General features: G+C 40.9%; 19 protein-coding genes and 2 pseudogenes. 9 read left to right on the forward strand and 12 right to left on the reverse strand.

The window, feature by feature from the left end:
- Positions 1-115: 115 nt before the first annotated feature.
- The 7 genes and pseudogenes from Q0081_RS21180 to Q0081_RS21210 form a co-directional block, all read right to left on the reverse strand.
- A complete protein-coding gene (locus Q0081_RS21180; protein WP_298358257.1) occupies positions 116-634 on the reverse strand; it encodes a PDDEXK nuclease domain-containing protein in 519 nt (172 codons plus the stop codon).
- Positions 635-721: 87 nt separating this feature from the next.
- Positions 722-1,132: pseudogene (locus Q0081_RS21185) on the reverse strand (DUF1016 N-terminal domain-containing protein); the annotation flags it as partial.
- Positions 1,113-1,319 (reverse strand): hypothetical protein, encoded by a 207-nt coding sequence (locus Q0081_RS21190; RefSeq protein WP_298358191.1) that lies wholly within the window; start codon positions 1,317-1,319, stop codon positions 1,113-1,115. The gene Q0081_RS21190 and the pseudogene Q0081_RS21185, both read right to left, overlap by 20 nt.
- An 8-nt stretch (positions 1,320-1,327) precedes the next feature.
- Positions 1,328-5,332 (reverse strand): Eco57I restriction-modification methylase domain-containing protein, encoded by a 4,005-nt coding sequence (locus tag Q0081_RS21195; protein WP_298358194.1) that lies wholly within the window; start codon positions 5,330-5,332, stop codon positions 1,328-1,330.
- Between the two features lie 139 nt (positions 5,333-5,471).
- On the reverse strand, positions 5,472-8,900 hold the full coding sequence (locus tag Q0081_RS21200; RefSeq protein ID WP_298358197.1) for a helicase-related protein: 3,429 nt from the start codon (positions 8,898-8,900) through the stop codon (positions 5,472-5,474).
- A gap of 100 nt (positions 8,901-9,000) precedes the next feature.
- Complete coding sequence (locus Q0081_RS21205) at positions 9,001-9,693, reverse strand: response regulator transcription factor (RefSeq protein WP_298358201.1); 693 nt, start codon at positions 9,691-9,693, stop codon at positions 9,001-9,003.
- Between the two features lie 64 nt (positions 9,694-9,757).
- Positions 9,758-11,560, reverse strand: coding sequence for a HAMP domain-containing sensor histidine kinase (locus Q0081_RS21210; RefSeq protein WP_310586517.1), 1,803 nt, complete (start codon positions 11,558-11,560; stop codon positions 9,758-9,760).
- Between the two features lie 219 nt (positions 11,561-11,779).
- Between Q0081_RS21210 and Q0081_RS21215 the strand changes: the two genes are divergently transcribed.
- The 8 genes and pseudogenes from Q0081_RS21215 (at position 11,780) to Q0081_RS21250 (ending at position 21,896) form a co-directional block, all read left to right on the forward strand.
- Positions 11,780-12,658 carry a T9SS type A sorting domain-containing protein gene (locus Q0081_RS21215; protein WP_298358204.1) on the forward strand — a complete coding sequence of 293 codons (879 nt, stop codon included), beginning with the start codon at positions 11,780-11,782 and terminating at the stop codon, positions 12,656-12,658.
- 199 nt (positions 12,659-12,857) lie between these two features.
- On the forward strand, positions 12,858-13,427 hold the full coding sequence (locus tag Q0081_RS21220; RefSeq protein WP_298358207.1) for an adenylate kinase: 570 nt from the start codon (positions 12,858-12,860) through the stop codon (positions 13,425-13,427).
- 104 nt (positions 13,428-13,531) lie between these two features.
- Entirely contained in the window at positions 13,532-14,524 is a 993-nt protein-coding gene (gene obgE / locus Q0081_RS21225; RefSeq protein ID WP_298358210.1) for a GTPase ObgE, read from the forward strand.
- A gap of 94 nt (positions 14,525-14,618) precedes the next feature.
- On the forward strand, positions 14,619-18,443 hold the full coding sequence (locus Q0081_RS21230; protein WP_298358213.1) for a T9SS type A sorting domain-containing protein: 3,825 nt from the start codon (positions 14,619-14,621) through the stop codon (positions 18,441-18,443).
- A complete protein-coding gene (locus Q0081_RS21235; protein WP_298358216.1) occupies positions 18,440-19,195 on the forward strand; it encodes a shikimate dehydrogenase in 756 nt (251 codons plus the stop codon). Before Q0081_RS21230 ends, Q0081_RS21235 begins: the two co-directional genes overlap by 4 nt.
- A 32-nt stretch (positions 19,196-19,227) precedes the next feature.
- Positions 19,228-19,755 (forward strand): annotated as a pseudogene (locus tag Q0081_RS21240) (GNAT family N-acetyltransferase).
- Positions 19,756-19,762: 7 nt separating this feature from the next.
- Positions 19,763-20,554, forward strand: coding sequence for a metallophosphoesterase (locus Q0081_RS21245; protein ID WP_298358218.1), 792 nt, complete (start codon positions 19,763-19,765; stop codon positions 20,552-20,554).
- Positions 20,555-20,666: 112 nt separating this feature from the next.
- Positions 20,667-21,896 (forward strand): 4-hydroxy-3-methylbut-2-enyl diphosphate reductase, encoded by a 1,230-nt coding sequence (locus Q0081_RS21250; protein WP_298358221.1) that lies wholly within the window; start codon positions 20,667-20,669, stop codon positions 21,894-21,896.
- On the opposite strand, the gene Q0081_RS21255 is transcribed toward Q0081_RS21250, so the two are convergent.
- From Q0081_RS21255 to Q0081_RS21270, 4 genes are all read right to left on the reverse strand, one after another.
- On the reverse strand, positions 21,889-22,359 hold the full coding sequence (locus Q0081_RS21255; protein WP_298358223.1) for a Uma2 family endonuclease: 471 nt from the start codon (positions 22,357-22,359) through the stop codon (positions 21,889-21,891). The genes Q0081_RS21250 and Q0081_RS21255 overlap by 8 nt on opposite strands.
- A gap of 44 nt (positions 22,360-22,403) precedes the next feature.
- Positions 22,404-23,345, reverse strand: coding sequence for a GDP-L-fucose synthase (locus Q0081_RS21260; protein WP_298358224.1), 942 nt, complete (start codon positions 23,343-23,345; stop codon positions 22,404-22,406).
- Positions 23,346-23,427: 82 nt separating this feature from the next.
- Positions 23,428-24,198 carry a LytTR family DNA-binding domain-containing protein gene (locus Q0081_RS21265; RefSeq protein WP_298358227.1) on the reverse strand — a complete coding sequence of 257 codons (771 nt, stop codon included), beginning with the start codon at positions 24,196-24,198 and terminating at the stop codon, positions 23,428-23,430.
- Between the two features lie 211 nt (positions 24,199-24,409).
- Positions 24,410-25,441: a sensor histidine kinase gene (locus Q0081_RS21270; RefSeq protein ID WP_298358229.1), complete on the reverse strand. Its 1,032-nt coding sequence runs from the start codon at positions 25,439-25,441 to the stop codon at positions 24,410-24,412.
- 204 nt (positions 25,442-25,645) lie between these two features.
- Between Q0081_RS21270 and Q0081_RS21275 the strand changes: the two genes are divergently transcribed.
- The gene (locus Q0081_RS21275) at positions 25,646-26,170 is read left to right on the forward strand and encodes a gamma carbonic anhydrase family protein (RefSeq protein WP_298358231.1); all 525 of its coding nucleotides are present in this window, start codon (positions 25,646-25,648) and stop codon (positions 26,168-26,170) included.
- 24 nt (positions 26,171-26,194) lie between these two features.
- On the opposite strand, the gene Q0081_RS21280 is transcribed toward Q0081_RS21275, so the two are convergent.
- Entirely contained in the window at positions 26,195-26,572 is a 378-nt protein-coding gene (locus Q0081_RS21280; RefSeq protein WP_298358234.1) for a type II toxin-antitoxin system VapC family toxin, read from the reverse strand.
- Positions 26,573-26,574: the final 2 nt, after the last annotated feature.

The following is a 26,574-nucleotide window of genomic DNA, read 5'->3' on the forward strand; positions in this document are numbered from 1 at the left end:
CGAACCTGCTCCGATCAATAAGAAGAAACGGAAGAAGTAGTTTAAAACGAGACCTATAAGGTTTTTGAAACCTTATAGGTCTGCAACCCGTCGAACTGTTATGCTTCGGGAGATTCTATTTTTCAATCAATTGCTTTAATTCTTCCTTACTTGGCAGAATCGTTTGGTAGCGGCTGGCAAAAATCTGATTATTGCCTTCGGGCAAAGTAATTTCGACCAATGTATCTTTTTTGTCTTTACACAAAATAATGCCAATGGTTTTGTTTTCGTCATCGGTTTTTACGAAACGGTCATAATAATTGACGTACATCTGCATTTGCCCCAAATCTTGGTGTTTGAGTTTGCCTATTTTTAAATCTATAAGCACAAAACAGCGTAGCAAACGATTATAGAATACAAGGTCAACTCTGAAATGTTCTTCATCAAAGGTAAATCGCACTTGCCTGCCCACAAAGGTAAACCCCTTGCCGAGTTCGAGCAGGAAGGTTTCGAGTTCGGTAATGAGTTGGTTTTCGAGTTTCGATTCTGAATAAATGGCTTTTTCGGGCAAGCCCACAAACTCCAAAATGTAAGGGTCTTTGATAATATCAGAAGGCTTTTCTATTATTTGCCCTTTTTCGGCAAGCTGTTTCACCGCTTCTTTGTTACGGCTTAATATCAACCTTTCATAAAGCCCCGAATCAAATTGGCGGTCTAATTCTCGCAAACTCCAATTGTTGTTTGCTGCTTCTATCTCATAGAAATTTCGCTCGTTTTCATTCTCAATACGCATGAGTTTGAGGTAATGCGACCATCAAAGAGTAAATTTCCGCAAAGGTGTTGCGGAAATTGAATTTGAGTAAAGAATATACAGTTTCTTCATTCTTTCAAGATTATCAGAAGAAAATCCTTTGCCAAACTCTTTGCTAAGTTTTTTGGATAGTTCTTTCAAAACCTGCTTGCCATAAGTGGCTCGATGTTGCCCTTGCTGCTCGTCTTCAACAACCATACGCCCTATTTCAAAATAGGTATAGACCATCGTTGTATTGACAGCCGTAATGACTTGCCTACGAGCAAGTTCTATTAACTCAGCTATTTTTGCGTATAAATTTGGGTTTTCCATGTCATTTCTTCTAATATGCCAAAAGTTCATAGGCCCCCGTACTCAGCCCAAAAGTAGGGTCTATTACCAGTACTTCGGCGTGTGTAAGCTCATAGAGTTTATATACCCGTAGGTCAATCGAAGCGTCGAACCGTTCTGCCTCCAAAGCCTGCGTGTCAAATTTCGGTGTGTTTTTAAGGAAAGCTTCGCTTTGAGCGAAGCCTTCCTTAATCGCCAATATCTTTTCTACTCATCTTCTGTTTCTTCAATTTCAACTATTTCTTCTTCCAATTCTTCTACAATAATTTCCTCTTTTGCCTCAATTCCATACAAACGATTTACCATTTCATCAATTTCAATTTCTATGGGTTTTAGACGTTGATTCATTTCTCCACGTAATATTGCACCATCAAAATACTCCTTTTTAATTACCAAGCACTCCTCAAACTTTTGATTAAATGCCTGTAAAACACTTTCAGATGGAATTTTGATAGGGAGTTTACGAATGTCATTCATTTGAATCGCAACTGTACTATTAAAAAATTCACGTAAAACCTTAAAGGCTAAATATGAATTTATGGTCATTACAAAATATTTATCGCCCAAACCTAACTCATCATAAAGCGACATTGATTTAACATCATTTACCGACTGCCCTTTTAATCGGCACTTGATATATGATGAATTGGGATTTAATACATCACTCCAACAAAAACCATTTTTAAAGAAGAAATTATACCCTTGCCAGCGAGCTTTTGAGTCCGTGCTTAACGTTGAAACTGATTCCTTACTCCAATCAATCAAATAAGGTGTTTCCAAATACCAGCGATTTCCTTCTTTGTCGCCTTTGTCGTAAGGTACATAGGTTTGCGTGCCATTGATTCCATTGAGTTTTTGTTCATCAGAAATTTGGCTCACATCAAAAACTAATTCATTAGGAATAATGCGATAGAGATACCCTTTACTAAAAATCCTTAACCCATATTGCTCCTTAATGCCGTCGAATAACTGCCAAATATCTTGTTCTGTCAGGCTTTCTAATACATCTTTTACATCTTTTTCACTTTCACAATCAGCCAAAATTTCAAAATTATCAATGATTTGATTTTCACCTTGTATGGCTTCCCAAAGTTTTTGTACTCTGGTAGCACGGCAACGGTCGGCAAAACGAGAATCTGAGCGATAGCCAACAAAGTTGCCATTATTTCCAGTGGCAAGTCCTTGTCCGCCATCTGTAAGTAAGCCAATTAAGGCAAAATCATTCGCCTTTAAATTCTTGATATGTTTTTGTATCAAGGCTCTATTATTTTCGATTTGCCTTGATGTTTCTATTTTGCTCCACCAGTTATCAAAGATTGGTCTGGCAGGTTTTATTATTTTTTCAAGTATTTGGCAATTGTATTCGGTAGGTGAAAAAATGGCGTAATTGATGGCTTTTCGGTAGGTTTCAAAAGATAATTGAAATTTCAGTAGCGGAGAATTTACATCTTTATAAACATTGTCGCCGTCGCAGTTATGAGAAACTTCCCATTTGGGCGTATCATGCCCCAACGCACCAAATGTTTTATCTAAAATTCTTTCCCAACCTGCCAAGTTTTCTTTGGAGGTTTTGATTTGCTGCCATTCGCTTTCTGAAATATTAAAAGAAGCAGCGGAAGGTTTACGAATATCTATATAAACTAAGGCTGGTTTACCAACTGCACTTTCTTTTTTCAACGAAAAAATGGCAGTATCAACCAATGCGGCAAATGCTTTTGGGGTGTTGATAATTTCGGTTATGCTACATTCAGGCACTTTTTGCTCAAAATCCAATAAACCTTCGCTTGGTTTCTGAATTCCCAGAAACTCCATTCGCATATTCTTTTTGGTTTGGAGCGTAAGAAAAGTATCGGAGGTAATATAACTTAGCAGACCACCTTTTTTGAGTAATTCCAAGCCACGTATTGTAAAATGATTATAGAGGTCATCGCAATAGCCATATTCTTCTACCATTTTTTTGCTTTGCCCCATGCTACTAATCTGTTTGGTGTTTACATAAGGCGGATTGCCAATTACAACGTCGAAGCCAGCATTAGGATTTTCTTTGCTAAATATGCCAGGAAACACTACCCTTTCGATGAAATAATCTTTAATGGTATTTCTGAAAATTGCCAACTCGCCAAGCTCATTGGCTAAGGCAGCTTCTTTTTTTCTGTGTTTGGCAATTTCTCTTTCAGTTGCTTTATTTGCTACCAATTGATTAATAGTGGTGCGAACCAAGTTAAGTTCTTTTGTAATAGCTTCGGTTTTGCTATCTACTACTTTTTCTAAGAGTTTTATTATTTTTGATTTTATTTCTTCTTTTGTGCCAAATCGGTCGCTTTTTGCAATAAAGTATTGATTTTCGAGGTTTACGAGTTCTTTTAAGAGATTTTCGTTATCAACCAAGTCTATAAACTGATTCAGATTTTGGGTTTTGTAAAACCGATATAAGGAATTTTTCTTGTAAAACTTAAATTCCAGATTAGGCAATGGTTTGAGGTTATAGTTGGGTTTTGTGAAATCAACTCTCTGTTCAACAATCAACGAAAGCCAGCAACGAAGTTTGGTAATTTCAATGGCATATTCCAATAAATCTATGCCAAACAAGCAATTTCGGAGTAACCCTAATTTTTTAATGTAGCGAATTTGCCCATCGGCAAACATTTCGGCAATATGCTCTCTAAAATCACCATCTTTTGATTTCATCATTTCCGACACCCATATTTTTCCATCAGGGTCAACTGTTGTCAGTACTTGCATCATTTCTTCAAGCATACCCATCGGAAATGCTCCCGAACCGCAAGCTGGGTCGAGTACCGTAGTGTCGAGTAATTTATGAATAATTTGTTTGCCATTTTCGGGTTTTACTTCGGTATCCAAATGTTTGAGCAAGGTACTTTTACACATATAGGAAACCACAGGGCGAGGCGTATAAAAAGCACCTGCATTTTTTCGAGCAGCATCTTTTGTATCGTCGCTTTGTTCCGCCAGAAGGTTCTCAAATATTCGACCTAACATTTCGGGGTCAACGGCTATTTCTTCTTCAAGTGGTGTATTTTCAGCAATTGTAAATTTATAACGAGCCAAAATACCATTCAAACCTTTCTCTTTATTCAAAAACAAATGGTCAGGCACAACAAAAGCATTGTTTACTTTGTCTAATTCACACCAATCGTTTTGATGAATATCGAATAAGCCGCCATTGAGATACGGAGAAAAAAAAATATGCTTTTTGATTTCATCAATGTTATCAAACGAAGAAGCATATACATCAAATAAGTCTGTTTCACGCTCTTTGTGTTCTCTATTGAGGGCATTGAAAAACAAATTTTGCAAGATAAACTTGTAATAAGATGTACCTTCTTGCTTGGATTTTATAAGGTCATTTTCATCGCCATTGCCAAACTCTGGTAACAGTAAATCTTCTTTAACCACATCAAGTTCTTTCAAAAACCAAATAAAAATCAAACGAGCAATCAAACGAACCGTAAAGTCCTTATGTTTTTCTGACTTTGCAGATTCACTTGGTATTTTTATTTCATTGGTAGCTTTGTTGAACCATTCAATAATATCTTCGTAGAATTTTTTATTAAGAACCGAAATAGAGAAAACAGACTGCCAATAATAGTAAAGTTGAGTAAATTTTTTAATAGCATTGTTTCCTTCGGTTGGAATAACTAACTTTTTTAAAATTTCGCTATGTCCTCGGTGGGGCTGCTTGATAGAAATATCACGGAGCAAGGAAACCTTGCCAATTTTTTCACCTTCCCGATAATCGCTTTCATTTCGGCTAATTCTTTCAGCATTTGAAAATGAAATACAATCAGCATATCGAAAAACTACTGTAACAGGATTCCCTTTATCGTTGGTATTAAATATTTTGTTGCACAGCCGAGTAAGTTCGGCAAGCTGTGAGCGAGTCGGTAGTTTCAGGTTTTCTAATTTTAGAGTCATACCTACAATAAGTATGAAGTCATAATCTGCATTTTTGATGTCGTTTTCGTCAATGTTTCTTGTTTGGTCAAAAGCCTTATCATCCACCGTTCCTAACACAAAAATATCGTCAATGAGTGCGTGGGCAGGATTTTTGATGTTATACGCTTCCCCAAATACATCTTTAGGACTGGCGGGCAATTCGTCCAAATAGTTGATTGGAATATGTAAATCTTCAAAAAAACTTTTCATGGCTTTGATGAAAGGTAGGGTGGCAAAGTTTTTGAGGGTGGTCATTTTATGATGGTTTGTAACTATCCAAGTAATGATTGGCGAATTGAGAATGATATTTTATACCTAATTGTTGATTTTCTGGTTTTACTCAATTCTTGGGATTCCATCCCAAGAATTGAGTAAAATTAAACATCTACTTTTTTTATTTATTTACCACAAACCACGCAATCAAGTCAAAATTTTCTTTGGTAAATTTTGCACTGAGGTTTCCTTCGGTTTTTAGGGCATTTATAGCGGTTTTGCTTCCAGTTTTCAATTTATTAAGCATTCCGAGCGATGCGGCACCCATTTTTTGTTTTACTGTGCCATCTTCCGCAATTTCTTCTTCAATTGTTTGGCTTTTGAGCCATGCTTCAATGGCACTGGTCAATAGCTTAATAGCTTCGGGTTCGCCGTTATCAATGGGTTTTGGTACTTTTCGGTTTTCGTCCTTATGCTTGGCAAGAGCCTGTAAAACCTCCTTTTGATTCAACAAAACAGCTTTTCCTTCATAATTAATATAAATGAGTTCATGCCCTTTATATTGGTGTGACAACGCCTTTGGTGGTTTCGTCGGATAGCCCATCAAAGCAATGATGCCTTCTTGTCTACAAATATCGGGCTGTGGTGCAAAGCCTGTGTAAACACCTTTTGGCATTGATTCATAGTAATGTCGTTGTGCTTTTAGTTCTTCCGAAAGGTCTTGTCTGAATGTTTCAAGCGAAAAATCATCAAAGCCGAGTGTCTCCTCTCCATCAATTTCCTCCCATGACGACTGCATTTGCTCCATCATTCGGGCATTTTGCTTTTGTTCGAGGTTTTCATCTTCTGCCATTTCTCTGAAAGTATCCGAAAACTCAAGATGCACCTCAGAGCCAGCCAATTTCATGGTCGCCATGCGTTGTTCGATTCTGCCTTGCAGGTTCAGATAAGCATTGATATTGTCAGAAGGCCAAAAATTAATGCCGAAAATCTGGCTATTAGGCGAACCAAGTCTATCTACACGCCCCATACGTTGGATAACTCTTACAGGATTCCAATGAATATCATAGTTTATTACCATGTCACAATCTTGCAGGTTTTGTCCTTCGCTGAGTGTATCAGTGGCTATTAAAATATCAATAGGTTTTAGCAGTTTTTGATAGGTTTTCTTATCATGTTCTGCCATCCAGATTTGCCATTCGTCAAACTGTTTATTGATGGGCAAATCGGAGCTACTTGGCGAAAACGACCACTCTTTTTCTTTAAAAAGTTTGGTAAAGGGAGCGAAACGTTCGAGGATTGGTTCAAAGAGTTTGGTTTCAGCCGTTTCGTCCGAAACCTTAGAAGCATCACCTGATACGACTGCAATTTTGTCAAAACCTCTTGCTAATAGTTGTTCATAGAGATAGAAAGCAGTGTCTTTATAGACCGTAAAAATGATAACTTTATTGTTATTATTGTTTGCCCCTTTTTGTCGCTTGGCGTTGATTCGGTCAATCAAAGCGGTTAGTTTTTCATCTTCTGAATGATAATTATTGGGTTTCTTGACCTCAATAGTTAGTTTCTCTTCAAATTTTGTAAGATTGGTTTTTAATAAATCTAAAGCCTCAATATCTTTTTTGAGGTCTTTTTTGTAGGCTTTAAGGTTGCCCGCTTGGTCGATGACTGATAGTTTGATAGGTCGTTTTTTTCCAAGGCTGAAACCTTCTAATTTTTCTGAGAATTCTTCATCTATTTGCTCTAAATCGTCAGATATTACGGTGTCTTTTTTTGTTTTTTCATACTCATCAATTTTATTTAGAGCATTTTGGTGGTGTCCTTGTATTTTTTCGATGGTTGATTGAAACGAAAACCATGAAGATTCTAAGCGTTTTACCATCAAAATATACATCATTTTTACCAAAAAACGGTCTCGTTGTAGCTCATCATCTAATACTGATATGTCAGATTTTTCACCTTTTTTCTTAGCTTCTAATCTTTTCTTACGGTCTTCGGCACTTTCAGTATAATAAGAAGGCTGATAACCCGATAGCATGGGTGGAAAATGATTGAACAACTCATCAAAATTGTCAAAATTGCCAATTTTTCGAGGGGTAACAAAAATATTCTCAGGTTTGGTTTTAATCGGAAATTTCAACCCATCTTGCTGCCCTTGAATCATCTTTCGAGTTCGAGCAACAGTGAGATTATCAGTTAAGTGAAAAAAATTGGCATTGAGATTTTGGACAAAATCTGCAATTTTAGGTTTGGGGTCTTCTGTCCATTTGTTGAATTCTTTTTGTGCAATTCTAAACGTTGAATCAATACTTTTAATATCAAGTGTTTCTCTAAAACCATCATTTCTTCCAGCCACAATTAATTTGAATTGATTTCTAATATCCATCAAAGAATTATTAATAGGTGTAGCTGAGAGCATTAAGACTTTTACATCTTCGTTTTTGGCTAATATTTTTTCTACTAAAAACTTATATCGCTTAGATTTATCATTCCTCAAATTATGGCTTTCATCAATGACAAATAGCTTTGGCTTTTTATTTATAAATAAGCTATCAGCTCTATCTTTATATTTCTCCATCAAGCCTTCAGACATATCACTGTGAAACCGCATAAAATATTCAAACTCATCTTTTTCAAATTTAGAATTTTGATGCTTTTTATATTTTAGCCAGTTGTGTTGCAGCTTTTTAGGACAAACTAATATAACTTCTCGTCCCTGTAATTCATAAAACTTCATTACAGCCAATGCACTCCAAGTTTTTCCAAGACCAACGGCATCAGCTAAAATCGCTCCATTGTATTTTTGTAACATCTTGATTAAACTCAACACTCCTTTCTGCTGAAATTCAAATAAAGTATTATAGATACTTGAATTCTCTAAACGCCCGATTTGCCTACTAAACTCAGGATTGTCATTTTCTTTCAATAAATCCTGCGCAAAAAGCTCAAAAAGCACTTTATAGTATAATTCTTTTGGAGTATATTCAACGAATACCTTCTTAATCTCATCTATTAAGTATTGTTTAAATGGTTTTTGCTCAGTTTTACCATCTGGATGTTGAATTGTTTTATATGCGTGTGCTTGTGGTCGATTCCATAAGTTATTGAACCATTCGACAAGGACTTGATACTGTGGATCGGAGCCAAAACTGGCGATATTTAGCTCAATATTGTTGGCAATCTTCATCCCAACGCCAGCTTCTGTCAAATTTGAGCTGCCAGAAATGTAGTAATCTTTTTGAGGGTCTTTTGCAGTGTTTTTAAAGAGATAGACTTTTGCATGACAAAAGTTTGGTTCTAATGTTTTAGCATGAACATTATCTAATTCTAAAAATGCAACAGCTTCTTTTGCCAAATGGCTAAGCTTTATTGCCGCTTCAACACTAATATTTTCATTGAGAAGGTCTAAGGCACGGTCACGGTTTTCGTCAAAATTTACAATATCACCAAGTACGAAGCGGTATTCGTTAATTTTTTCTTGTGTAACTTTAGAAAGAAATGCCAATACTCCAATCGTAAAATAGCCAGTAACTATTGACAAGCTACCGTTATTGGTATAATTACTTATCCATTCATGGACTTTTAGATTATCATTTTCGTTGTCAAGAATCATTTTTATGATTTGTTTACCTACATTTCAAATGTCACTATGAAGCAAAAAATACTTCTTGTATCTAATTTACTAATTTTTAAGTTTGTTTACCTCAAATTCTTCACTCATCCACCAACAGCTTAAACCCCTCGCCGTGCAGGTTCATTATTTGTAGGGAAGAATCATCTTTAAGGTGCTTGCGCAACTTAGTAATGTACACATCCATACTCCTTGCGTTGAAGTACGAGTCATCACCCCAAATAAGTTTTAATGCTAAACTCCGATTGATGGGTTGATTTTTGTTCTCACAAAAAAGTTTGAGCAAAGCCGCTTCTTTACTGGTTAATTTTTGGGTCGTACCGTTTTGAGTAAGTAATTGATGGTCAAAGTCAAAAGAGTACTTTCCCAACTGAAACAAACTGTGTTGCGGCTCGGAAGTTTGGGCTGTTTTTTGATAACGTCGCAACACGGCCTGTATTCGCAATAACAATTCCTCCATGCTGAAGGGCTTTGTGATGTAATCGTCGGCCCCTACTTTAAAGCCCTGAATGGTATCTTCCTTCATGCTTTTGGCCGTCAAAAAAATAATCGGTATTTCTTTATCAGTCAGGCGAATTTCTTTGGCCAACGAAAAACCGTCTTTTTTAGGCATCATTACATCAAAAAGGCATAAGTCATACGAGCCTTCCAAAAAGCGTTTGAGTCCCGCATTGCCATCGGTAGCCAAATCGGTTTTGTAGCCTTTGTTGGTCAGGTATTCTTGCAACAATTGCCCTAAGTTGGGGTCGTCTTCGGTAAGGAGGATTTTTGTCATTTTACTTGCTAATCGTTATATTTTTTCCAAAACTTCCCCTTTTTCTTTTCAGAGAAAAAGGGAATTAAGCCCTCTCCATTTTGGAGAGGGTTGGGTGAGGTTGCAAGGGCAATTGAATCGTAAAAGTACTTCCTTCGTTTAATTTGCTTTCTACCTGAATGGTACCACCGTGGGCTTCCACCATTTTTTTAACGTAACTCAAGCCCAAACCGAAGCCTTTTACGTCGTGTACATTGCCCGTCGGAACGCGGTAAAAAGGGTCGAATATTTTGGTTTGTTGCTCTTTGGTCATGCCGCGCCCCCGATCACTTACGCTGATAAACAAATGAGAGTCATCACTTTGCGTACTTACAGTAATATGCGGCGCTTCCGGCGAGTATTTTGTAGCATTGTCAATCAGGTTGGTCAAAATATTGGTAAGGTGCAATTCATCTGCCTTTACGATTTCATTCGTCGCCTCAAAGTTCAAATCTATATCCCCTTCTCGTTGTTCCAACTGTACACTTAGATTGTTGAGTACTTTTTCGATGGTATCATGAATGTTGACATCCGTTGGTCTGAGTTTTATTTCTCCTCTGTCCAACAAGGCCATTTGCAATACTTTCTCTACATGCCCGCCTAAGCGCTGTGTTTCATCCTGAATAATACCCAAATAGCGACGAACTTTGGTAGCGTCTGCCTTCATTTCTATCTGCTCCCGAGCCATCCCCACTGCCAATGAAATGGTTGAAATGGGTGTTTTAAACTCGTGGGTCATGTTATTGATAAAATCATTTTTAATGTCCGACAACTTTTTCTGTTTTAGAATCGTCGCAACAGCCACATAGAAACAACCCAAAATCACCAACAGTAGCAACACCGAACTGATGAGGGTGAAACCCATATTTTCTAAAATAAAAGCCTGCCGCTCGGGAAAATAGACCAGCAACTGACTCGGAATATTGTTGAGTTCATTGGGAAATAAACTCGCTCGAAAAAGCTCCGAATCCGTGCTGTCAGGACGATAAGAGGCTGTTGAAAATAAGATACTTTTATGAATGTTATTTTGAATTGCAAATTCGTAGGCGATGCCGATACCGCGCTCCTGAAGCGATTTTTTCAAAAGTGAATCCAACATCAACCGATTGACTCGCTGTTCTACGGGACGTTTGCTAAAAAGCAAATCCTTGAAAACATCTTTCAATAAGTCAGTTTGCGAGGCAGAATTTGCTTTGGCAAATTTCTCCTGTGCCTGCGAATTTTGGGCAGCCATTTTTTGAGGCATTACCTCCACTGTTTTCCGGACTTTCTGAACCGACGACCGCACCGTCATCAACACTGAACTGGCAGAAGTACTGTCGGTGGGCCAAAGAGAGCGACCCATTTGGTCAAACCAGGCATCAAAAAGCCGTTCCTGTTCAGCATGAATGCGCAAAAAACGTTCAATATGCGGCAATTCATCACTTCGTTGACGTAAAAACTCATTGATGAGATTAGCCTGAAAATCCGTCATGGAACGATTGCGGGGCGTCAGCGCATCCGTTGGGTTGGAACCCGTCAATTTATCTCTGCGGCCGGAAGCAGCGGCATATTCTTCGGGCAAATTATAAGCAGGCGATTGGGTATTTTTGGCCAAACGATTCTTATTGAGGGCTTCGAGTTTGCGGTGCTGCTGCTCAATTTCTTCCCGTTGGCGAATGAGGTAAATTATTTCCTGCTTTTCGAGTTTACGTACCACATCCTGCATCGCGTCCGATACCTTCAGGTTAAACTGCTCGTTCCGTAACGCCAACGCACTCGTGACCCAATGCCACTGAAAGCCCACCAATCCCAGCGCTGCCATTCCCATCAGGGTGATCAATAACCGTATTTTTTGTCTCGTCATCATTTTTTTTCAATCTCATGCAACGTTCGTTAAAAGAAACACGACTTTTTCTTTGTCAGAATAAAAACATCTCATTGTCACAACCTCGCGTTGGCGAACATTCGCGGCGGCGAACCGTCAAAATAACGTAATTCAACCTACCCTTTAACACATTTTAAGAAACTTTAACATCAAAACTGTCAGAAAGTTAACAACTTGCCAAGCGTTTAAAATCAAAAAAGCATGAAAACAACATTTGCTCTTATTGCGTTGGTTGCCGGGCTGGGAGTAGCCACAACCGCCATGTCGCAGGACAATAAAGCTGAAAACAAGGATTCGAACAAAGACAAAGTGACTGTGCGAATTCGCATGAGCGAGGAAAAAGACGGCAAAACCGAAACATTTGAACGTACCTACACCTACAACAACCTCTCGGACAGCGAGCGAGAAGCCAAAATAAAAACCATTGTAGATTCTCTGCGCACTACCAACAAAGATGCGACCAATCGCCGACTGAGCGTAGTGATTGAAGAAGGAGAAAATCACTCCTCTGACCGGATGTTCCGCAATGACAACGACCGCATTGTTATTGTCCCCAAAGAAGGGAAAGAGCGTAAAATCTACAGATACGATCCCAAAGACGGTCGTACGGAACGTTGGGACAACGATAATCGCAACTTTAACCGCAATTTCAACTTTGATGAAGATGCCTTTGCTGACCGTATGAAACGTGTTGAAAAAAGTATTCAGCCCCAAATGAGAAAATTGGAACGGAATATGGAAGATTGGAGCCGTGATTTTGAACCCAGATTCAGAGAGTTTTGGAACAGCGATATCAATATTGGCGGAAGCGGCAAACCGGCCTCTATTCGCGGTTTGGAGGCATTTCCCAACAACCCCGACAAAGACGAACTCAACATCCGTTTTTATGCCCCTAACAAAGGCGACGTAACCATCACGGTCACTGATACAAAAGGCAAACAGGTAGGCAAAAAAGAAATCAAAGATTTTTCAGGCGACTACGTTGGTCAATTGGAATTGGGTAAAAATGCCAAAGGAACCTATTTTATCAGCGTGGTACAAAACGAAGACGGAACAGTAAAACGCATTGTAGTGGAGTAATTTACGTTGTTTTATTCCGACAAAAAGGGGTGACTTTCGATGGAATTCACCCCTTTTCTTTTAGTAAACTACCTCATTTTAGCAAAATCCTTTTTTTATTTGTGACTGAAATCAGTTGAGTAGTGTTATGAAATTGTAAATTTGCATTTCATTTTTTCTAACTCGTAGCACTACCTCTACAAAACGCCCTTTCAGTCAGATGCTTAACATTGTACTTTTTGGCCCTCCGGGAGCGGGCAAAGGCACCCAAGCTGCTAAACTCATCGAGAAATATCAACTGGTTCACATCTCTACCGGCGATTTGTTTCGGATGCACATCAAAGAACAAACCGAGCTGGGAAAACGAGTGAAAGACTTGCTCGACAACGGTATTTTGGTGCCCGATTCGGTCACGATTGATATGTTGGAAGAAGAAGTCCAAAAAAATCCGGATGCCAAAGGAATTATTTTTGACGGCTTTCCGCGTACTGTGCCGCAAGCCGAAGCATTAGATGCCTTTCTTTCTTCTAAGAACAGCGGTATTAAAACGGTATTGCAATTGGACGTAAACGAAGAGGAACTCAAACGCCGCATTGCAGAGCGTAGAAAAATAAGTGGTCGTGCAGACGACGACCAAGACAAATTAGTGAAAAGAATTGACGAATATTTCAACAAAACTGTCCACGTTTTACCTTATTACCAAGGACAGAATAAACTAACGGTGGTGAACGGAATTGGCCAAATCGAAGACATTTTTGGTCAACTTTGCTCCTCAATTGATACCGAATAATAAATTTTAACGGCACTTTAAGTTAGACTCTGCCGTTTCTTTAGCAAATTTGTAACTCGTGTGGCTAAATTTAGATTAGCTATACGAGTTTTTTTATTGATATTATGGCAAATTCCAATTTTATAGATTACGTAAAAATCAACTGTCGCTCGGGTGCGGGCGGCGCGGGCTCATCCCATTTTCGTCGTGAAAAGTTTGTAGACAAAGGCGGTCCCGATGGAGGTGACGGCGGACGGGGAGGTCACGTCATAATGAAAGCCAACTCTCAACACTGGACATTGCTCCACCTCAAGTACCGCAAACACATCAAGGCCGAAGCCGGTGTAAGTGGAAGCGGAGCGCGTTGCAACGGAAAGCAGGGAAATGACGTCATATTAGAAGTACCACTCGGAACTATCGCCAAACACGCCGAAACGGGCGAGATAATGGGCGAGGTAACGGAACATGGACAAGAGATAATTTTATTGAAAGGTGGACGCGGAGGACAGGGAAATACCCATTTCAAATCTGCCACCAATCAAACGCCGCTCTATGCGCAACCCGGTGAACCGGAACAGGAAGAATGGATTGTTTTGGAGCTTAAATTGTTGGCAGATGTTGGGTTGGTCGGTTTTCCGAATGCAGGTAAATCAACTCTGCTTTCGACCGTATCAGCAGCTCGTCCCGAAATTGCCGATTATCCATTTACCACACTCGTGCCTAATTTAGGCGTAGTGGCATATCGCAATTATAAATCGTTTGTGATGGCCGATATTCCCGGAATCATCGAAGGAGCCTCCCAGGGCAAAGGGCTGGGATTACGATTTTTGAGACACATTGAGCGAAATTCTATCCTGCTGTTTTTGGTACCCGCTACCAGCGAAAATGCAGGTAAAGAATACCGAACCCTGCTCAATGAGTTAGAATTGTATGACCCAACGCTGCTTGATAAAGAGCGTTTGCTGGCTATTTCCAAAGGAGACTTGATAGATGAAGAGGCAAAAGTTGAGTTATTGAAGACATTACCGGCTGATATACCGTATGTATTTACATCATCAGTAACACAGGAAGGTATCAGTGAAATGAAAGACCTGATTTGGAAGACATTAAACCCATGAGTGATGTAAGTAAATAGGGGGATTTTCAGCAGGGTCGGTTATGATTTGTGATACTTGAAGTTAACAAATGTATATTCCACCAAAACATGAACAAATGAAATTGAAAAACTACCTGTATGGCATGGGATTTCTCATGGCATGGCTTCTATTTCCTTTGGCTATTTACGGGCAAATCAGCATTACTTTCCCCACAAGCAGAATAGTTTTTCAGCGTGACCACCTCGGTAATGGGACCATCTCCATTACCGGGCACTATTCCCAAAACATTGAGCGCATTGAAGCCCGGGTCATTCCCATGAATCCTGGACAAGGCGAGCAAATTGATTGGCGAACCATTCAACAAAATCCACAGGGAGGGTTTTATTCCGGCAGTTTATCAGTGAGAGGAGGTTGGTACGAACTCCAGGTCAGAGGCATCGCCAATGGCAATCCAATCAGCGGTGCAGAACTTCAACGTGTAGGGGTAGGCGAAGTTTTTTTAGTAGCAGGCCAATCAAACGCTCAGGGGTTTTTCAATTACGGCGCTCCCAGCCCCGGCGACGATCGTGTCAACTGCGTCAATTATCGTAATGCCACTGACCAAAATGCAGCTTTTCCCAAGCCTACATTCGTAAAAATGAGTGATAACGGAGACGTTGGACCGCGGGGGCTTTCCCCTTGGTGTTGGGGGAAATTAGGCGACCTCTTAGCAAGCCGTCTTAACGTTCCTGTTCTGTTTTACAATGCAGCCTGGGAAGGTACCGCTTCCAAAAACTGGAGTGAGACCGTAGATGGCGGAACGACCAACAGTATTTATATCAATGCCAAATATGCGCCCGGGCAACCTTATGGGAATCTGAGATTGGCTCTCAACTACTATGCAAGTGTTACAGGGGTAAGGGCCGTTTTGTGGCACCAGGGAGAAGCCGATAACTTGCTCAATACCCCAACAAGTACCTATGTTTCCAATCTTCAAACCATCATTAATAAATCGCGCCAACATTTCGGCAAAACAGTTGGATGGGTTGTGGCCCGTGTTTCTTACTATAACAATAAAAAAAACCAAGACGTAATTAACGGTCAAAATCAAGCGGTATTAGGCAGTCAATCCGTTTTTTTTGGCCCCAACACCGATGATATTCAAATTCCCAGACTGGATGGAGCCCACTTTCAGAACGGTGGTCTTTCTGATGCAGCCAGTTCCTGGAATGCAGCACTGGACGATAATTTTTTCAATCAATGTTTTCCGCAAACGGGTACTTTTCCGAGTTTTTCAGTGAATTGTGCAAGCGGAAATCAACTGAATATCAACGTACAGGGCGCTTTCACTTCCGTTCAATGGAACAACGGTGTCAATGGCTCATCTGTCAACTTTGGTCCCGGTAGCTATCAGGCTACTGTTCGGGATGTGGCAGGAAATGTATACTATACCCCCACGATTACAGTCCCCAATAACATTCAAAGTACCCCAGTTACTATCACGATTGACGGAAAACTTCCACTTTGTCAAGGCAGCAGCATAGGGCTGATTTCCAGCAGTAGTGTGGATAATAATTGGAATACCGGTTCTACAGGCAAACGTATCGAAGTTTCAGCGGGGGGCACCTATACCGTGTCTACCAAAAATTTATACGGCTGTTCTACTTCGGCTACTGTTAATGTCACTACAGTCAGCTCACCTCCGCCGGCAAAACCAACCATTACTGCTTCAGGCTCGCTTTCATTTTGTCAAGGAGGCTCTGTTAATCTTACTTCATCTGCCGCTACGGAGTATCGGTGGTCTACTGGAGATCGCGGGCAGTTGGTAACGGCCCGTAACAGCGGGACTTACGAAGTGAGAGTATTGGATTCCCAAGGATGTATTTCTGAGCCTGCCAGTGTAAATGTTCAAGTAAATACACCTCCGGCGGCTCCCAGCATTTCAGCTTCAGGAACTACTTCTTTTTGTGAAGGAGGTCAAATAACGTTATCTTCAAACTATACAAGCGGGAACATTTGGAATACCAACGAGCAGACCAAAGACATTGTTGTGAGTCGTTCGGGCACTTACAATGTACGTTTTCGGGATACCAACGGCTGCGATGGCATTTCCAATTCCATTACAGTTACCGTCAATCCGCTTCCGGCTGCTCCAACCATTACTCGCGAAAGACCCATTGTATTTTGTGAAGGTGATAGTACCGTTCTAACTTCCAGCAGTTCCGCGCAGTACAATTGGAATAACGGAGCGCATGGTCGTCGTATTAATATTCTAACGGTGGGTACTTTCTCTTTGACCGTTACTGATGGCAACGGATGTACATCTCCTGTTTCCGAGGCCATCACTGTAAAAGTAAATCCTCTGCCAGCAGCTCCTACGATTACGGCTGACCGTACTCCGAACATCTGCAAAAACGAGGTCATTACGCTGAGTTCTTCTTTACAAACAGGATATATTTGGAGCAATGGACAAAATACACAAAACATAATAGTTAACCTTCCGGGAAGGTATTCGGCCCGTACTACTGATGCCAATCAATGTCAGTCCCTGTCTTCCAACGTTATATCTATTACTGTCAACGCCTTACCTTCCAAACCCATTATTACAGCCCAAGGCTCTACCACTTTTTGTCAGGGGGGCAATGTAAAACTGTCAACGGACTATAGTTCGGGCTTGTCATGGAGTAATTTCCAAACAACACAGACTGTCACTGCTACCACAAATGGCGAATACCGCGTTCGATACCGCGACAATAACGGTTGTGAATCTGTTTCGGATCCTGTTTCGGTTACGGTCAATCCCCTTCCGGCCGCTCCTTCTATTATCAATGAGCGCCCTACCACCTTTTGTTTGTACGATAATACGGTATTAACCATCACTTCTGCTGGAAGTATTTTTGACTGGAGTACCGGCGAACGCGGCCGAAGTATCAGAACCTATACCGCCGGTGATATTACAGCAACTGTGACGGAGCCTTCAACGGGTTGTACTTCTCCTCCCTCCCCTTCTATCCGTGTCACGGTCAACCCCCTTCCAAATAAACCTTCCATCACTGCAGGAAGCCCCACCACCATTTGTGCCGACAAAACCGTGGCGCTGACTGCACCGCAATCAAGTGCGTATCAGTGGTCAAATCAAGCCAATACCCGAAGTATTTCGGTCAATATTGCCGGAAATTATACCTTAGTAGTTCGCAATCAGTTTGGTTGTGCCTCTCCAGAGTCTGATCCAGTCTCTATCAAAGTAAATCAACTTCCTCCCGTTCCGTCCGTCATTGCCGAAGGCCGGACTACGTTTTGCGAAGGAGATCAGGTGGGACTGCGAGTAGAAACATTTTACGATGTGGTCTGGAATACGGGCGAAACTACAAAACGGATTGTAGCAAAACAATCTGGAAACTATGCAGCTCGCGTTAGTGACCAAATCGGTTGCCAATCGCCATTTACAGGTGCTGTTCGGGTAGAAGCAAAAACCTTACCCCCTACCCCAATTATCCAAAAAGTAAGTCTTTATACGCTCCAAGTCAGTAATGCTGCTGCTTCAGCCGTCTATTCATGGCAAGTAAATGGCGGGAATTTTAATGGAACTTCGTCTCTCATAAAAGCAAATCAAACGGGTGCCTATACAGTAACCGCCTCGATACAACACAGTCCTACATTGACCTGTACCTCCAAAACATCAGCCCCTTATAACTTTATATTGGATGCGGATACAGGTCTTGGCGTTTATCCTAACCCCAGTCCTGACGGTAAAGTGACAGTAGAAGCCCTTGAGAATCTGACCGATGTGACCATCATTTTGTTTGACATGACCGGAAAACCGATAAAGACAATTTCAGTTCCTACATTAAACGGGCAAAAACAATTGGATTTTAGTGATTTACCCATTGGAACCTATCATTTGCAGGTCATGAACAAAGACTTTAACCAAAGTAAAAAAATTGTAATCAGTCAACCATGAGATTATTTGCCCTAATCGGTTACCCCCTCACCCATTCATTTTCTAAGAAATATTTTACTGAAAAATTTGAAAAAGAAGGAATAAGCAACGCTCGTTATGAATTACTTGAATTGCCTGACTATCAAGATTTCCCTCAACTAATTGCTTCATATCCTGATTTAGTGGGATTGAATGTTACCATTCCCCATAAGCAAAATATCATCTCGTACCTGAATGAATTGGACGCTGCCTCTTCGGCACGCATTGGAGCTGTCAATACCATCAAAGTACTTCCTGACGGACGTTTAAAAGGGTACAATACAGACTATTACGGCTTTAGATTATCTTTGGAACAATGGTTGCAAAAATTAAACGTAACTCCAACTTCTCTGAAAGCCTTGGTTTTGGGTAATGGCGGGGCAGCAAAGGCCGTTTTTGCCGCGTTGGAAGACATTCAAATCCCCTATCAAATTGTCTCTCGTCAAAATACCCTTTCCACCATCAGCTACGAAGACCTCACTGCCGACGTAATCTCAACCCATTCACTCATCATTAATACCTCTCCGGTAGGTACATACCCCAAAGTGGAGGAATGTCCTGCTATTCCGTACGAGTGGCTTAATGACCAGCATTTGTTATACGACTTAGTTTATAATCCTGCCGAAACGCTTTTTCTAAAAAAAGGAAAGCAGCAAAACGCGCAAACCCATAACGGCCTTCCGATGCTGCAATTACAGGCCGAGAAAGCGTGGGAAATTTGGAATACAAATTAAACGCCTCCGACAATTTTCAAACTGATTTCTGAATGTATTTCTTCAAAAGCAAACGGCTTGGGTTTCGACAATGGCTTGACAGCGATATAGGACCGTTTGTTGAACTTAATCAAGACCCTCGGGTTATGGAATTTTTTCCAAAAACCCAATCGCGCGAAGAAACGCTGGCGATGGTAGAACGGGTCAAAAGTTAGATTGACAAATGGGGATATGGGTGGTTTGCGGTAGATGAGCTTTCGACCGGTCTTTTTATTGGGTTCATTGGTATCAGTCATCCGCGTTTCGAAAGTTTTTTTACCCCCTGTTTAGAAATTGGCTGGAGACTTCATGCTGATTTTTGGGGAAAAGGCTACGGTACCGAAGGCGCCGAAGCATGCCTGAAGTATGCATTTGAAAAATTGGAGGAGTCAACAGTCTATTCTTTCACGGCCAAGTCCAACATGCGTTCTGAACGCGTGATGATTAAATTGGGGATGAAAAAAGAGGGAGAATTCGACCATCCACTGCTCCCTAAACACCCTTTGAGTAAGCACGTCTTGTATGTAATTCACAAAAACTAAAAATAGAATGCTCCGTCGCCGTGATTTTTTGAAACTTTCCCTTGGTTTGGCTGCTGTTGGCTGTCAGAGACCTACTGCCAAGAAGACTAAATCTCTTCGTTTTGCCGTGGCTTCCGACGGGCACTACGGTCAACCCAAAACTAATTTTAAAACGTACCATGAAAATATCATCAAAAACTTAAAAAAAGAACATGCCGAAAGGCGGTTGGATTTTGTGGTTTTTAACGGAGACTTATTTCATGATGATGTCCAATTTTTGCCCGAAGTCAAACAGGTTTTTGAGAGTCTTGGCCTCCCCTATTATGTTACGCGGGGAAACCACGACCACGTCACTCCCGAACAGTGGCAACAAACGTGGGGCTATGGTCTTAATCATGCCGTAGAAATTGGCAAAAATGCCATCATTTTGGGCGACACTTCCAACGAAAAAGGCGAATACCTGTGTCCTGATATTCCGTGGATAGACCGTCAATTGGCGCGATTTACCAAAAAAGAAAATGTGTTTTTGTTTTTACATATTCCTTCTCAAATGTGGTCAGAACACGGTACAGTTTGTCCCGAACTTGAGAAAACACTGGCCAAATACCCCAATCTCAAAGCCATGTTCCACGGCCACGACCACGCCATTGACATGGGCAAAACCACTTCCAAGCCGGCCTTTTTTGACGGTCATTTTGGGGGGAATTGGGGCGTAGATTATCGGGGTTATCGTGTTGTTGAAACACACCCCACGGGACAATGCTATACGTATCAATTTAACCCTGATACGCAGATAAAGGTAAATGAACAGATTTTTTAGGTAACTTGTGGAAACAAAGCACCAGAGTGGGTTGTTTTAAAGATGTTGTACCTTTACGGCAATCTGACCATCCATTTTGAGCGTTTTTTTCATCAAATCCTGCTTTATCAGCATGAAGACATTCCACATCCCAGAGTTTTACCGTAGCCAAATCATTAGCCCCATCAAAGAATTACGCCGCAAAAATGACAAGTTGAAGCGTGATTTCTCACCTACTGTCTTGCACTTTGGTTCGGTGAAGTTCCTGATTGCCCGCCATTTTGGATTTTGTTACGGAGTCGAAAATGCCATCGAAATTGCTTACAAAGCCATTGCGGACAATCCCGGCAAACGCATTTTTTTATTGAGCGAAATGATTCACAACCCGGATGTAAATCGGGATTTGTTGTCACGCGGGGTACGTTTTTTGATGGAAACCACGGGAAGGCAAATTATTCCCTGGGAAGAACTCAAACCGGAAGATATTGTGATTGTACCCGCCTTTGGTACGACCGTAGAAATTCAAAATCGGCTTCAATTGATGGGAATTGATGCCTATAAGTACGACACTACCTGTCCCTTCGTCGAGAAAGTCTGGAATCGCGCCACTCAAATCGGGCAAAAGAAATATACGATTGTAGTACACGGCAAGCCTCTGCACGAAGAAACCCGGGCTACTTTTTCGCACAGCAAAGAAAATGCACCAACGATTGTGGTTAAAAACTTGAAACAAGCAGAACGTTTGGCGCACTACATCACGGGCGAAGGAACAAAAGAAGATTTTTTTGAGGAGTTCCGAGGTCAGTATTCAGTAGGTTTTGACCCGGACCAAGACTTGCAACGCATTGGTGTGGTGAACCAAACAACGATGCTGGCTTCTGATACTCAGGGCATTGCGGATTACCTTAAAAACGTGATGATCAGTCACTATCGACTTACGCCCAATGAGGTAGAAGACCGTTTTGCCAATACCCGTGATACTCTTTGCTACGCCACTAACGACAATCAGGATGCAACTTACGGTTTATTGACGCAGGAAGCTGACTTTGCCATAGTGGCAGGTGGCTACAACAGCTCCAATACATCGCATATTGTAGAATTGTGTGAACAAAAACTACCCACTTATTTCATAGAATCTGCCAACAAAATTTTAAACCGTCAACTCATTACTCACTACAATCTTCACAAAAAGAAGGAGGAAATAACAGAGAATTTTATTCCTGCAAAAGAGCAGGTAACCATCATGTTGACCTGCGGTGCGTCTTGCCCTGATGCGATTATTGAGGGTGTTTTGATGCGAATTCTGTCTTTTTTCCCCGATGCCAAGCCGATTGAAGAAATAATGGAAGCATTTGCTATCTAAAAATTTCACTGAGCGGCAAAGAAATTTTTGTAACTGAATCTTCCAAATTACCTTCTGAATACGAAATCACCTGACGATCAGGGGTAAAGACGTGAATCGTTTGAATAGAAGGTACAACAATCCATGCAGATTGAACCCCTGCCGGAAAATAAATTTTTCGGATTTTGGTAGTTAATTCATCAAAAGCCTGTGTTGGAGAGAGGATTTCAATGGCACAAATAGGAGGTTGCGTAAAACGAATAATGTCCTCTTCCCAGTTGTAGTTTAAATTAGGAAAAATAGAAATATCAGGTTTGGCACGCCCGGTGAGAAGCTCTAATTCCAGTTCGGGCATAATGTCAAACTCATCGTCATAACTCGCCAACAAATAACTTAAACGAAAAGTAAGACGTGAGTGATTTAATGACATAGTTTCTTCCAATTCGTTTTCAACTTCGACGATTTCAACAGCCTTTAAGTCCATAGTAGCTCATTTTTTACCGAATATAGTAAATTTTCAGGTAATTGTTACACCGCGTACTCTTCTTCTTTCGCCAGAAAATCCTGATACGTAAGTTTAATACCTTCTTCCAGGCTATAGCGATGTTTCCAACCCATATTGTGCAAGCGCGATACATCCATGAGTTTGCGCGGCGTACCATCGGGTTTGTCGGTGTTCCAGCGTAATTCACCTTCGTAACCAACCGTTGCCTGAATAAGCTCGGCTAAGTTTTTAATCGAAATGTCTTCGCCAACACCGATGTTCACAAATTGCTCTTCGTCGTAGGTTTTCATGAGATACACACAAGCGTCGGCCAAATCGTCAGCGTGTAGAAATTCGCGTAACGGCGAGCCCGTTCCCCACAATTCTACAAAGGGTCTACCTTCTGTTTTGGCTTCGTGAAACTTTCGAATCATGGCCGGCAACACGTGCGAACCTGCCAAATCATAGTTGTCGTTGGGGCCGTAAAGATTGGTAGGCATGACCGAAATAAAATTACAGCCATATTGCTTACGGTACGACTCACACATCTTAATGCCCGTAATTTTGGCAATCGCGTAAGGTTCGTTGGTATATTCAAGTGTCCCCGTTAATAAATACTCTTCTTTGAGGGGTTGAGGAGCCATTTTAGGATAAATGCAGGAAGAACCCAAAAACATCAGTTTTTTCACTCCCATCACATAAGCGTTGTGAATCACATTGTTTTGAATCTGTAGGTTTTCGTACAGAAAATCAGCCCGATACACATTGTTGGCCATGATACCGCCTACTTTAGCCGCTGCTAAAAACACGTACTCAGGCTTCTCAGCGGCAAAAAAATCGGTAACCGCCTGTTGGTTACGCAAGTCCAACTCGCGCGAAGTTCGAACAACAATATTTTGGTAGCCTTCTGATTGTAAACGACGTACAAGTGCCGAACCCACCATCCCACGGTGACCGGCTACATAAATTTTGGTGTGTTTTTCCATAACACAAAATTAACTAAACCTGTGAGGTTTCAAATATACAAACCTATAAGGTTTCAAAAACCTTATAGGTTTGTATATAGGTTTACTCCTCAAACCACACCCTAAAACTCGCTGCTTTGTCTTTGCTGATGACAATTTCTTCTTTGGCAGGCACGGTGAGCGAGAGTTCTATTTTTCCCAAATAATGAGTTCGGTAGCTTTCAATGACCGATTTACGTACAATGTATTGCCGATTGGCCCGAAAAAAGTCAATTGGGTCAAGCAGTTCTTCCACTTCATCAAGCGATTGATAATCCGTAATAAGACGTTGATTATCGGACGTAATGAGCCAAATCACTTCTTCCCGCACAAAATACGCAATGCGTGTATCAGCCACCGCCACTACCGAACGTTGGTAATGAGCAGTAAAACGGTGTTTGTATTTTTTAACCGAACGGTTTCCCAGATCAGTCAACAAATCGCGCAGTTGCTGCGGAAACAATTCTTGCTGTGGTGTGTTTTTCAAACGATGAAATTTCTCAAAAGCCCGCTCAAGCTCCTGCTTATCAATCGGTTTTAGCAAATAGTCAATACTGTTCAATTTGAAAGCCCGTATGGCATATTCATCATACGCCGTAGTAAAAATAATGGGGCAAGAGAGATGAAGTTCCTGAAAAATATCAAAACTGACACCGTCGGCAAGCTGAATATCCGACAAAATCAGATCCGGCTCGGAATGCTGCTTTAACCAGTTCATTGAGGCTTCTACACTGACCAAAGGCCCTTGAAGAGTCGCGTTGGGCAGAAGCTGGCGAACGAGTTTTTCTAAGTTTTTGGCTACAAGTGCCTCATCTTCAAGAATTAATATTTGCATACTTTAGTTTTAAAATGAAGTAAGACATGGGAGGTAAGATACAAGAAATACGAGATAAGATGTAAGAAATAGGAACGGGGTCGCCCGTGCGGTAAGAAATACGAACGGAGTCATTGATAAGATAAGAATCCCAGGCTTCATACCTATTTCGTATTTCCTAACTCTTACTTCCTACCGCGCGGGCGGCCCCGTTCTTACCTCCTGCCTCTACTTAGGCAATCAAAGGTACATACGCCACAAACTTTCCATTGTGTTCGATGGCTTCAAAAGGACTGTCAGTGAGAAAACTATACAAATTTTTGAGATTTTGTAACCCTTGCCGGTTAGACGTTTCCACTTGTTTTTTGAGCTGAAGGTTATTCTCGACTTTCAAATAGTTTTCGTCCGAACAAATCCGAATCTTTAGAGGTCGGTCAGCGCTGACGATGTTGTGTTTAAGGGCATTTTCAATTAAAATTTGGAGAGTAACCGGCGTTATCTTTTTATCAAGACTTACTTCCGAAATCTGAAAATCGATTTCCAAGGTATTTTCAAACCTTGTTTTTAACAAAAAAACGTAATTTTTGATAAATTCCAATTCGGTATAAAGCGATACCAAACCTTTGTCTTTGTGTTGTAAAACATACCGAAATACCTTGGAAAGTTGCTGTAAAAACTGCTGTGCCAAATCGGGGTTATCCTGAATCAGGCTATCCAATGAAGTGAGGCTGTTGAACAGAAAATGCGGGTTCAACTGATTTTTTAAATTATCGAACTGAACTTGAGATTTCTCTTTTTCAAGGTTAGCGGCACGAGTCGCGTTTTCGTGCCATTTTTGAAACAGATATTCCGATAAATGAAGCACATTCAACAACACAACCACCAGGAACTGAGCCGTATAACCCGCAATGCGAGCCAAATCGGTGTATTGTTTCTGAATAATGGTTTCAATGGGAAATAACCCTACTACACAGGGAACAATCAACCAAGTCACGAACATTAAAAACCCGAATGTTAATAAAACCAGAGGCACCATTCTTAGCATGATACCGCGTTCGTACGGAAAAACGCCATTGAGATAGGTGTGCAGTCTGCTGAAAAACAACCACGAAATAATCATAACACTCCCGGAAATAACCAGAAGAACAAGATTGACTTGCCATGTTATTCCAAAGACATACCACCTCATTACAAAAGATAACGCAAGTAAAAAAGCAATAACACCCGCAACAATTCGGGTTTTGGGAGAAAAGCGTTCGAGCATTCGTGTATTTTTTAGCAAAGAAAGAAAGGAAGGCCAGAACGACCAATTTTTAATCTCCGAAGTTGCCAAAAACGAACAGGAAACGGAAATAAAACCGATTGACTGCTATCTTTGCGTTTAATGTCGGAGAAAGAAAAACGGAGAAAAAGGAACAAGAAGAAAAAGCAAATCGAAAATTGGCAATCATAAATCGACACTGAAAAAATGGCTTTAATAAAATCAGTTCGGGGCAAGTCTCCACAATATGGCCCCAATTGTTGGTTTGCCGACAATGCCACCGTCGTTGGTGAAGTCATCATGGGCGATCATTGTACGGTTTGGTTCAATGCCGTGGTACGAGGCGATGTCAACTCCATTCAAATGGGCGATTATGTCAACATACAGGATGGGGCCATCATTCATTGTACGTATCAAAAGTCCAAAACAATCATCGGAAATCATGTTTCGATAGCGCACAACGCCATTGTCCACGGCTGTACCATTGAAGATAAAGTGTTGATAGGAATGGGGGCGATCGTGATGGACGGAGTTCACATTGGTACGGGTTCCATCATTGCCGCCGGGGCCGTTATTACTCAGGGTAAGGTAATTGCACCGGGTACGATTTGGGCCGGCAACCCCGCCAAATACCTCAAAGACGTCACGCCCGAGTTAGGGGAAGTTTTTATGAGAACCGCTACTAATTATGTGATGTACGCAGAGTGGTTTAAAGAGGAAGATAGTATCTGATTCATCAATCAGGCGGTAGCATTATTACAAATCACCACTTACTTTGAGGGTGGGAATAAACCGAAAGTCTTTCAAATTATAGGTTTTCAGTTCAAGGTCATACACAAGGGCTGTTGCAGCTATCAATGTATCTGCAACACTCATGTGATGGGATAAAGCATATTTTTTACTTAGAAATAAGGCTGTTTGCCCAATACTTTCGTTTAGTTCGAGCCTTACAAAATCATTCAATTCCTTCTTAATCTTCAGGTATTCAACTCTATTAAGTACCCCATTGTACAGTTCCATTTCTACAATACTTGAAAGGGCAAGATTCTCTTTGCCAAAGGCTTCAATAAAATCAGTTGCTTTAGAATCCCCTCGTAAATAATTGATGATAATATTGGTATCAATAAGAAGCATAC

Origin of the sequence: Runella sp., from assembly GCF_027484545.1 — a bacterium.
In the GTDB taxonomy this organism is placed as follows: Bacteria; Bacteroidota; Bacteroidia; order Cytophagales; family Spirosomataceae; genus Runella.

What these genes read in the sequence shown, in the direction of transcription:
- Q0081_RS21195 (WP_298358194.1), bottom strand. Translation starts at nt 5,332, where the DNA reads ATGACCACCCTCAAAAACTTTGCCACCCTACCTTTCATCAAAGCCATG.
- Q0081_RS21200 (WP_298358197.1), bottom strand. Translation starts at nt 8,900, where the DNA reads ATGATTCTTGACAACGAAAATGATAATCTAAAAGTCCATGAATGGATA.
- Q0081_RS21205 (WP_298358201.1), bottom strand. Translation starts at nt 9,693, where the DNA reads ATGACAAAAATCCTCCTTACCGAAGACGACCCCAACTTAGGGCAATTG.
- Q0081_RS21210 (WP_310586517.1), bottom strand. Translation starts at nt 11,560, where the DNA reads ATGATGACGAGACAAAAAATACGGTTATTGATCACCCTGATGGGAATG.
- Q0081_RS21215 (WP_298358204.1), top strand. Translation starts at nt 11,780, where the DNA reads ATGAAAACAACATTTGCTCTTATTGCGTTGGTTGCCGGGCTGGGAGTA.
- Q0081_RS21220 (WP_298358207.1), top strand. Translation starts at nt 12,858, where the DNA reads ATGCTTAACATTGTACTTTTTGGCCCTCCGGGAGCGGGCAAAGGCACC.
- obgE (WP_298358210.1), top strand. Translation starts at nt 13,532, where the DNA reads ATGGCAAATTCCAATTTTATAGATTACGTAAAAATCAACTGTCGCTCG.
- Q0081_RS21230 (WP_298358213.1), top strand. Translation starts at nt 14,619, where the DNA reads ATGAAATTGAAAAACTACCTGTATGGCATGGGATTTCTCATGGCATGG.
- Q0081_RS21235 (WP_298358216.1), top strand. Translation starts at nt 18,440, where the DNA reads ATGAGATTATTTGCCCTAATCGGTTACCCCCTCACCCATTCATTTTCT.
- Q0081_RS21245 (WP_298358218.1), top strand. Translation starts at nt 19,763, where the DNA reads ATGCTCCGTCGCCGTGATTTTTTGAAACTTTCCCTTGGTTTGGCTGCT.
- Q0081_RS21250 (WP_298358221.1), top strand. Translation starts at nt 20,667, where the DNA reads ATGAAGACATTCCACATCCCAGAGTTTTACCGTAGCCAAATCATTAGC.
- Q0081_RS21255 (WP_298358223.1), bottom strand. Translation starts at nt 22,359, where the DNA reads ATGGACTTAAAGGCTGTTGAAATCGTCGAAGTTGAAAACGAATTGGAA.
- Q0081_RS21260 (WP_298358224.1), bottom strand. Translation starts at nt 23,345, where the DNA reads ATGGAAAAACACACCAAAATTTATGTAGCCGGTCACCGTGGGATGGTG.
- Q0081_RS21265 (WP_298358227.1), bottom strand. Translation starts at nt 24,198, where the DNA reads ATGCAAATATTAATTCTTGAAGATGAGGCACTTGTAGCCAAAAACTTA.
- Q0081_RS21270 (WP_298358229.1), bottom strand. Translation starts at nt 25,441, where the DNA reads ATGCTCGAACGCTTTTCTCCCAAAACCCGAATTGTTGCGGGTGTTATT.
- Q0081_RS21275 (WP_298358231.1), top strand. Translation starts at nt 25,646, where the DNA reads ATGGCTTTAATAAAATCAGTTCGGGGCAAGTCTCCACAATATGGCCCC.
- Q0081_RS21280 (WP_298358234.1), bottom strand. Translation starts at nt 26,572, where the DNA reads ATGCTTCTTATTGATACCAATATTATCATCAATTATTTACGAGGGGAT.